The following is a 3,014-nucleotide window of genomic DNA, read 5'->3' on the forward strand; positions in this document are numbered from 1 at the left end:
ACGGGTAGTCTGTGGTTATCTTTGCGCCTAAGCTTGAGGCATTGGATAAAAGCCAGGATATCAATATGTATTATGGTGAACGATTTAATGGTATTTCCCACCTGTTTGGCACTTTGTTTGCCGTCACCGCATTGGCGTCCTTGCTGGTAGAAGCCAATTTGCAGGGGGATGTCTGGAAAATTTTCAGCTTTTCACTGTATGGCGGCACCTTGGTCTTGCTGTATCTGGTCTCTACGCTGTACCACAGTGCACAAGGCCGGGCCAAGGCCATTTTGCAAAAGTGTGATCACTCGGCTATCTACCTGCTGATTGCCGGCAGCTACACGCCGTTTGCGCTAGTGACCTTGCGAGGGCCTTGGGGGTGGACCTTGTTTGGCCTCAGCTGGGGCTTGGCCATCTTTGGCATTGCGCAAGAGCTGACGCTGGGAAAGCGTACCCGCCTGTTATCGATGATTTTGTATGTGGTGATGGGCTGGTTGATTCTGATCGCCATGGGGCCGCTGGTGGCGGCCTTGCCTGCGGGGGGATTATTTTGGCTGGCGTTGGGCGGGGTATTTTACAGTGTGGGGATTTACTGGTTTTTGAATGACGAAAAAATTCGCCATGGCCATGGCATCTGGCATTTGTTTGTGTTGGCCGGCAGTATATGCCAGTTTGTTTCGGTGATGTTTTACGTCGCCTGAGTGCTGGATGACTAGGACTGTAACGTATACAATCGCCACTCGGGGAAAAGGCTGTGCCATGACGCAGCCGCAACATATTCGACTTAAAGAGATACATGCAGATACCCAAAGAAGTAAGACCTGAACGACCGTTATCGCCCAGCCTGGTTCGTCGAGCTACTGCCATTGTGGAATTACCCGATGGTGTACTCGTTACAGCGGTGCTGGGCGGGCGTTATTGTCTACCCGGAGGGCGTGCCGAGCGTGGCGAGTTGCGCTCTCAGGCGCTATTGAGGCAGTTGCGTGAAGAAACCGGTCTGCGTGTCAATTCCATGCTCTATCTGTTTGATCACATTACGGCCCATAACGCACATAAGGTCTATCTGTGCATAGGTCAGGGTTCGGCGCGTCCACAAGGCGAGGTGGCGAGAATTTCGGTGGTGTCTTCACCTGACTCCGAGCTGGATCTGCACACGGAGACGCGGGGCATTTTGCGCCGCTATGCCAAGCTGCGTGGTGAAGAAGGGGTCAAGAGTGAAGCGGTACGCGCTTTTCTGGCACTGGCGCGCTATATCGCCAAGGTAGACTGACCTTAGGCCGCTTCAATGTCAAAACGGCGCATTCCCGTCATGGTGAATGCGCCGTTGTTCGTTTTCCTGCCGTCGCGGATTCAGTACCCGTTTTCACCTGTGCTGGAAGGTGCGGCTTGATCTTGCGGGTTGCTGACCGCTGGCATTTCACTCGGCATTTCGATGAGTCCCAGATTGCCGCCGGTGGAAAAGGCAAATACCATCAGCACGGCAGCCAGCGGCGAGAATAACAGTATGCCGGCCAGTACCCGCATCCGGCTGACGCCGGAAATGGTGGTGAGCGCGTGCCACATCACGCTGACGCCATAAAATGCAATGGCGACGGTGGCGATATTGGCGACATCCGCCGGTAGCCAGCTGGTTAGCGGCGTAATGACCTGTACCAAGCCGGCCGCGACCAGTAGCCCGAGCAGTGAGTGTTCGACCGGGCTTTTGGCCAGACGCAGCCACCAACGCATGAATTGAGCCATTAGCAGGGTTTCTGCCGCACCAAACAGTGTGAAGAACAGCATTTTTCCTTCGATGCTGCCGCCTATTGGTGTGGCGCCCGCTGCGGCGATAATGCCCAGTAATAGCAGCACCAGACCGATCTGCCATGCCGGGTACTGGTAATGTTCGGCAGCGCGTACGCGCCAGCGCATCAGGTCCAGGCCATCATTGATAAGTGCCAGCATCTCAGTCAAAGACCACGGTTTTATTGCTGTAAGACAGCACGCGGTTATCGATGTGCCAGCGCACCGCTCGTGACAGCACGACTTTTTCCAGATCACGCCCTTTTTGTACCAGATCCTCGACATTGTCGCGGTGCGAGATGCGGGTGACCTCCTGCTCGATAATCGGGCCTTCATCCAGTTCCTGCGTTACATAGTGGCTGGTCGCGCCTATCAGTTTTACACCGCGGGCAAATGCTCGGTGATAGGGTTTGGCACCATCAAAGGCCGGCAGGAAACTGTGGTGGATATTGATCACGCGATCCGGGTAGCGCTCGACAAATTTTTCCGACAGCACCTGCATATAGCGGGCCAGTACGATAAAGTCGACGCCTGCTTCCTGCAGTAAGCGCCATTGTTCGGCCTCGGCCTCGGCCTTGTTGTCCTTGGTGACTGGTACGCAGTGGAAGGGGATACCGTTAAATTCGACAATGCGGCGGCAGTCTTCATGGTTGGAGATAATCAGCGGAATATCGCAGCCCAACTCGCCGATACGCCAGCGGTGCAATAAGTCTGCCAGGCAGTGCTCGTATTTGGACACGAAGATCGCCATCTTGGGCTTCTGCGTCGATAGCGATACATGCCACTTCATCTCGTGCTCGGCGGCTATTGGCGCAAAAGCGGCCGAGAAGCTTTCCATCGGCAGGGTAAAGCCTTCCAGTTCCCACTGGATACGCATCAGGAACAGGTTCTCGCTCTGGTCCTGATGCTGATCGGCATGCATGATGTTGGCGTTGTAGGTCATCAGAAAATTGGCGATGGCTGCGACCAGACCTTTGCTGTCCGGGCAGCTGACCAACAGGGTGGCCGACGCTTTATTTTGACTCATGGTTTTCTCTCAATAGCGTAAAGCAAATGCAAAACGCCACAGCCTGGGCTGTGGCGTGCGTGGCAGAATCAGGCTCAGGCGTGCAGATTGGCCGAATCCAGCGTGTTCTGCAACAAGGTCGCGATCGTCATCGGGCCGACACCGCCGGGAACCGGGGTGATAAAGCTTGCCCGTTCGCGCGCAGTATCAAATTCGACATCGCCACACAGCGTGCCATCGTCCA

4 protein-coding genes and 1 pseudogene are annotated in these 3,014 nt (G+C 55.2%); 2 read left to right on the forward strand and 3 right to left on the reverse strand.

The features are described 5' to 3' along the window. The first annotated feature begins 65 nt into the window (after positions 1–65). Positions 66–683: a PAQR family membrane homeostasis protein TrhA gene (trhA, locus tag ACRC1E_RS13605; RefSeq protein ID WP_438515628.1), complete on the forward strand. Its 618-nt coding sequence runs from the start codon at positions 66–68 to the stop codon at positions 681–683. A 167-nt stretch (positions 684–850) separates the two neighbouring features. Then, positions 851–1,252: an NUDIX domain-containing protein gene (locus tag ACRC1E_RS13610; RefSeq protein WP_438515629.1), complete on the forward strand. Its 402-nt coding sequence runs from the start codon at positions 851–853 to the stop codon at positions 1,250–1,252. Between the two features lie 80 nt (positions 1,253–1,332). Here ACRC1E_RS13610 and ACRC1E_RS13615 read toward each other — a convergent pair whose 3' ends face one another. The 3 genes and pseudogenes from ACRC1E_RS13615 to ACRC1E_RS13625 form a co-directional block, all read right to left on the reverse strand. Next, positions 1,333–1,926: a hypothetical protein gene (locus ACRC1E_RS13615; protein ID WP_438515630.1), complete on the reverse strand. Its 594-nt coding sequence runs from the start codon at positions 1,924–1,926 to the stop codon at positions 1,333–1,335. 1 nt (position 1,927) lies between these two features. After that, a complete protein-coding gene (gene purU / locus ACRC1E_RS13620) occupies positions 1,928–2,791 on the reverse strand; it encodes a formyltetrahydrofolate deformylase (protein WP_438515631.1) in 864 nt (287 codons plus the stop codon). Positions 2,792–2,865: 74 nt separating this feature from the next. Beyond that, positions 2,866–3,014: pseudogene (locus tag ACRC1E_RS13625) on the reverse strand (bifunctional methylenetetrahydrofolate dehydrogenase/methenyltetrahydrofolate cyclohydrolase); the annotation flags it as partial.

It is taken from the genome of Craterilacuibacter sp. (assembly GCF_051659485.1).
Taxonomy (GTDB): Bacteria; Pseudomonadota; Gammaproteobacteria; order Burkholderiales; family Chromobacteriaceae; genus Craterilacuibacter.